5 protein-coding genes are annotated in these 5404 nt (G+C 73.7%); all 5 read left to right on the top strand.

The genetic code is table 11. From position 1 onward, the window contains the following. The coding region (locus ACME2J_RS21830; protein WP_495547059.1) for a DAK2 domain-containing protein at positions 1 to 1603 on the top strand (1603 nt) is incomplete at its 5' end. Between the two features lie 74 nt (positions 1604 to 1677). Continuing rightward, positions 1678 to 3828 (top strand): ATP-dependent DNA helicase RecG, encoded by a 2151-nt coding sequence (gene recG, locus ACME2J_RS21825; protein WP_495547058.1) that lies wholly within the window; start codon positions 1678 to 1680, stop codon positions 3826 to 3828. Continuing rightward, the gene (rsmD, locus tag ACME2J_RS21820; protein WP_495547057.1) at positions 3825 to 4385 is read left to right on the top strand and encodes a 16S rRNA (guanine(966)-N(2))-methyltransferase RsmD; all 561 of its coding nucleotides are present in this window, start codon (positions 3825 to 3827) and stop codon (positions 4383 to 4385) included. The genes recG and rsmD overlap by 4 nt, the downstream gene beginning before the upstream one ends. Then, positions 4372 to 4881 (top strand): pantetheine-phosphate adenylyltransferase, encoded by a 510-nt coding sequence (coaD, locus tag ACME2J_RS21815; RefSeq protein ID WP_495547056.1) that lies wholly within the window; start codon positions 4372 to 4374, stop codon positions 4879 to 4881. The genes rsmD and coaD overlap by 14 nt, the downstream gene beginning before the upstream one ends. A gap of 129 nt (positions 4882 to 5010) precedes the next feature. Then, the coding region (locus tag ACME2J_RS21810; RefSeq protein WP_495547055.1) for an ATPase at positions 5011 to 5404 on the top strand (394 nt) is incomplete at its 3' end.

Below are 5404 nucleotides of genomic sequence, written 5' to 3'. Positions count from 1 at the left end.
GGAGATCAACGACCTCAACGTCTTCCCTGTCGCCGACGGCGACACGGGGGACAACATGGCGCTCACGCTCCGCGCGTGCCGCGACGAGCTCGACCGCCTCGCCGTCGAGGAGCGCGACCACCCCGTCGACGAGATCGGCCGCGACGAGATCGTCGAGCGGGTCGCCCGCGCCGCGCTGCTCGGAGCCCGCGGCAACAGCGGGGTCATCCTCTCCCAGTTCATCCGCGGAGCGGCCGAGGAGCTCATCTCGCGCCCCGGCGAGCTGATCGACCCCGTCCTCGTGAGCGCGGCGATGGCGCGCGCAGCGCAGCGGGCCTACGACTCCGTGCGCGCGCCCGCCGAGGGCACGATGCTCACGGTCGTGCGGGAGATGGCGGCCTCGGTCGCCTCCGAGCTCGCGCACATGCCCGACGCGCGGCTCGGCGAGGAGCCCGACCCGGTGCGTCAGAACGCGCTCATCGCCGACATCCTCGAGCGCGCGATCATCGCCGGTGAGGCGTCGGTGGAGCGGGGCCCCGAGCTGCTGCCCGCCCTCCGGGAGGCGGGCGTCGTCGACGCCGGCGGCTACGCCGTCACGGTGATCCTCGCCGGCGTCGTCGCCGTCCTGCGCGGCAGCGACGCGCCCGCGCTCGCGCATCACGCCGCGCCGGTCCGCATCACGCACCCCGAGCACGAGAGCTCGACGTACCGCTACTGCACGAACTTCGCGGTGACGGGGAGCGGCCTCGACGCGCAGGCCTTCGTCCCGCTGCTCGAGACGATCGGCGACAGCGTCCTCGTCGTGGGGGACGCCGCGACGCTCAAGGTCCACGTCCACACCGACGACCCGGAGCAGGCGACGGCGATCTTCGCGTCCCACGGCGAGGTGAGCCGGCTCGACGTCGCCGACATGTCCGAGCAGGTCGTCGAGCGGGACGCGCGCCTCGCCGCCGCCGGTCACGAGAACGGGTCGGCGACGCGTGTCGCGCCCACGGTTCGCTGCGGCGCCCTCGCGGTCGTCGCCGGGGCGGGGATGCGGCGTCTCTACGAGAGCCTCGGCGTCCACACCCTCGACGGCGGGGACACGCTCAACCCCTCGACGTACGAGATCCTCGCCGGGATCCACGAGGTCCCCGCGGAGGAGGTCGTCGTCCTCCCGAACAGCCCGAACGTCATCATGGCCGCCGAGCGCGCCGCCGAGCTCGCCGAGAAGGAGGTCCGGGTCGTCCCCTCGCGCTCCCTCCAGGCGGGGCTCGCAGCGGCTCTCGCGCTCCTGCCCGACGCCCGGGCACCCGAGAACGCGGAGACGATGATGGAGGCCCTCGACGAGGTCCGCACCGGGGCGGTCGCCCGCGCCGCGCGCGAGGATCCCGGCGGGCGGTTCACGGTCGGCGAGGCCGTCGGGTTCGTCGACGACGAGCTCATCGCGTGGGGCGAGCCGCGGGCCGCCCTCGAGGCCGTCCTCGCCTCGCTCTGCGACGGCAGCGAGCTCGTCACCTGCATCCGGGGGGACGGCGCCCCGCTCGACGACGCGCTCGTCGCGTCGCTCGTCCCCGACGACGTCGAGCTCGAGCAGTCCGAGGGCGGTCAGCCGTCCTACTGGTGGCTCCTCAGCGCCGAGTGACCGGCGGTCGCCCGTCCGTGGTCGCCCGATGACGGTCGCCGGGCCCGCCGTTCCCCCTGCGATCATCGCCCGCGGTGACCGACGCGCCGCCACGCGCCTTCGCGAGCGCCGAGCCCGGTGAGCTCGGCGGGCTGCGCGACGCCCCGGTCCGCATCCCCCGCCCGTCCGCGTGGGACGCTCCGCTCGACCCCGGGCACGACAAGGCCCGCGAGGGTGCGCGGGCTCTCGGGCTCACGACCGTCGGCGCCCTCCTCGAGCACCTCCCGCGCGATCGCCGCGACGCCTCGACCGTCGCCGAGCTCGTCCCCGGCGAGAGCGCGACGGTGGTCGTCGAGGTCCGCGCGATCACCTCGAGGCCGGTGCGCCGCCGCGGCATGAAGCCCCTCGTCGAGGCGACGGTCGCCGACGAGACCGGTCCGATGAAGGCGACGTTCTTCAACCAGCCGTGGCTCGTGTCGAAGTACCCCGTCGGCACCCGCCTCGTCCTCCACGGGAAGCACGAGGCGCGCAACCGGTTCCGCGTGAGCTCGCACGCCCCGACGCAGGACGCGGGGGCGACCGGCGACGCGGTCGCGCACTACCCCGCGACGGAGGGCCTGTCCTCGACGCAGATCCTCGCGCTGGTCCGCCGCCACCTCGACGCCGCCGAGCATGCGATCGACCCCCTCCCAGGTCGCCTGCGGGTGGCGCACGGCCTCCCGGACCGTCCCGCGGCGATCCGCGCCGCGCACGTCGGCGACGGGGAGGGCGGCCGCCGGCGCCTCGCGTTCGACGAGCTCCTCCTCACCCAGCTCGCCTACCTGCGGCGCCGCCGCCGGCGCGAGGGGCGCTCGCGGGCGCGGGTCCTCGACGAGGAGCCCTCGCTCACGCGGCAGTGGGTCGAGGAGGCGCTCCCGTTCGCGCCGACCGGCGACCAGGTCGCCGCGATGGCGCAGGTGACGGCCGACCTCGCCCGCGGCGTGCCGATGCAGCGCCTCCTCATGGGGGAGGTCGGCTCGGGGAAGACGGTCGTCGCGGTCTTCACGATGCTGCGGGCGGTGGAGCACGGGGCGCAGGCGGCGCTCATGGCGCCGACGGAGACGCTCGCCGAGCAGCACTTCCAGACCCTGCAGGCCCTGCTCGGCGGGTGGGGCGAGCTCCTCGTCCCGATCGCGCTCCTCACCGGCTCGACCCCGGCGGGGCGCAAGCGGGAGATCCTCGACCGCCTCGCCTCCGGCGAGCTCTCGATCGTCGTCGGCACGCACGCCCTCATCGAGGAGCCGGTGCGGTTCGCGGACCTCGCGGTCGCGGTCGTCGACGAGCAGCACCGCTTCGGCGTGCGCCAGCGAGCCGCGCTCGACGCGAAGGCGGCCTCGGCGCGGGACGACGACCCCGCGCGGGCACCGCGCGCGCCGCACGTCCTCCACATGACGGCGACCCCGATCCCGCGGACGCTCGCGCTCCTCGGGTACGGGGACCTCGACGTCACCGTGCTGCGGGAGCTGCCGCGCGGCCGCCGGCCGATCCGCACGCACGTCGTCTCCGGCGAGCGCGAGCGTGCGCGCGCCTACGAGCGCATCCGCGAGGAGCTGCGCGCCGGCCGGCAGGCGTTCGTCGTCTGCCCGCTCGTCTCCGAGAGCGAGGCGCTCCAGGCGCGGGCGGCGACGGAGGAGTACGAGCGGCTGCGCGCCGGTGAGCTGCGCGACCACCGCGTCGCCCTCCTGCACGGGCAGATGCGTCCCCGCGAGAAGCAGGCGGCGATGGAGGCGTTCGCGCGGCACGAGGCCGACGTCCTCGTCGCGACGACCGTCATCGAGGTGGGGATCGACGTCCCCAACGCGACCGTCATGCTCGTGGAGAACGCGGAGCGATACGGGATCAGCCAGCTGCACCAGCTCCGCGGCCGCGTCGGCCGGGGCACCCACGAGTCGCTCTGCCTCCTCTTCGGTCCCAAGGACTCGCCGCGCCTCGCGGCGCTCGCCGAGCACTCCGACGGCTTCCGCCTCGCGGAGATCGATCTCGAGCTCCGGGGCGAGGGCGAGCTCATCGGGACCCGGCAGTCGGGCCTCGCGAGCTTCCGGTTCGCCGAGCTGCCGCAGGACGCCGTGCTCCTCGACGAGGCGCGCAGCGTCGCCGAGAGCCTCTTCGAGGAGGACCCGGACCTCGCCGACCCCGTGCACGCGCTCCTGGCGATCGCGATGCGCTCGACGCACCCCGACACCGACGACGTGCCGATCCCCGCGTGAGGATCGTCGCCGGGAAGTGGGGCGGCCGGCGGATCGCGGCGCCGAGGGGCCAGGGCTCCTCCGCGGTGACGCGGCCGACGTCGGATCGCGTCCGCGAGGCCGTCTTCAGCGCGCTCGGCGACGTCGGGGGCGCACGCGTCCTCGATCTCTTCGCGGGCTCCGGCGCGCTCGGCCTCGAGGCGCTCTCGCGCGGCGCCGGCCACGCCGTCCTCGTCGAGCGCGACCGCCGGGCGCTCGCCGTCCTGCGGGGGAACGTCGAGGCGCTCGGAGCCTCCCCGGACGAGGTCGAGATCGTCCCCCGGGACGCGCGCGCAGCCCTTCGCACCGCGCGCGAGCGGGGCGACGAATACAGTCTCGTCTTCCTCGACCCCCCGTACCGGGAGGCACCGGCGCTGGGGGCAGAGCTCGAGGAGGGTCTCAGGGACCTCCTCGCTCCCGGCGCTCGCGTCGTGTGCGAGACGGACCACCGGGCCCCGATCGAGCTCGACCTTCCGTGCACGCTCGACCGCCGATACGGCGACACCCGGATCCGCATCCATCTCCATGACACAGACTGAGCGCAAGATCGCCGTCTGCCCCGGCAGCTACGACCCGATCACCAACGGCCATCTCGACGTCATCACGCGTGCCGCCGACCTCTTCGACGAGGTCATCGTCGCGGTCGTGAACAACAGCGTGCGCAAGAACAAGTCGCTGTTCCAGATCGAGGAGCGCCTCGCGTTCATCGAGACGGCCGTCGCCGACCTCGGCCTCCACAACGTCCGCGCGGCGCCGTTCAACACGCTCATCGTCGACTTCGCGCGCGAGGTGGGGGCGAAGGCGATCGTGAAGGGCCTGCGCGCCATCTCCGACTTCGAGTACGAGTTCGAGATGAACCAGCTCAACCGCCGGCAGGCGCCCGACGTCGAGAGCTTCTATCTCATGGCGAGCCCCCAGTACAGCTTCCTCAGCTCGAGCGGAGTGAAGGAGCTCGCGACCTTCGGCGGCGACATCGACGGCCTCGTCCCGGACGCCGTGAAGGACCGGCTCGTCGAGGAGCTGCGGCGGGGCTGACCCCCGGCCGGCCCTGCATGACGGCGTGCAGGGACCGCGACGCGCCTCGCGGCGAGGCAGCCGCGGGGTCTAGACTCGCTCTTCTGCCGGGGAGGAACCGCCTCCCCCGCAGCGAACTGAAGGGTTGCCATGGACGTCCTGGTCCTCATCGACAAGCTCGACGATCTCGTCCACAACGCGAAGGGCGTGCCCATGACCGACCAGGTCAGGGTGGACAAGGAGGAGATCTACGACATCCTCGATCAGATGCGCGCGACGATCCCGGAAGAGATCAAGCAGGCGCGCTGGATCGTGAAGGAGCGTCAGGAGATGCTCGCCGAGGCCAAGCGCGAGGCGGAGCGCATCGTGAAGGAGGCCCGCGACCGCGCGGAGCGCCTCACCTCCGAGGAGGAGATCACGAAGCAGGCGGAGCGCGCCGCCGAGGACATCATCGAGGACGCGAAGGCCCGCGAGCGCGAGATCCGGCTCGGCGCCGAGGACTACGCCGACGAGATCCTCAACACCCTCGAGGTCAACCTCTCGA

It is taken from the genome of Paraconexibacter sp. (assembly GCF_059438195.1).
Note: the sequence above shows the minus strand (reverse complement) of the source record. Positions and strands in the feature narration are given on the sequence as shown.

Coding starts and splice junctions, on each gene's coding strand:
- coaD (WP_495547056.1), top strand. CDS start 4,372: ATGACACAGACTGAGCGCAAGATCGCCGTCTGCCCCGGCAGCTACGAC.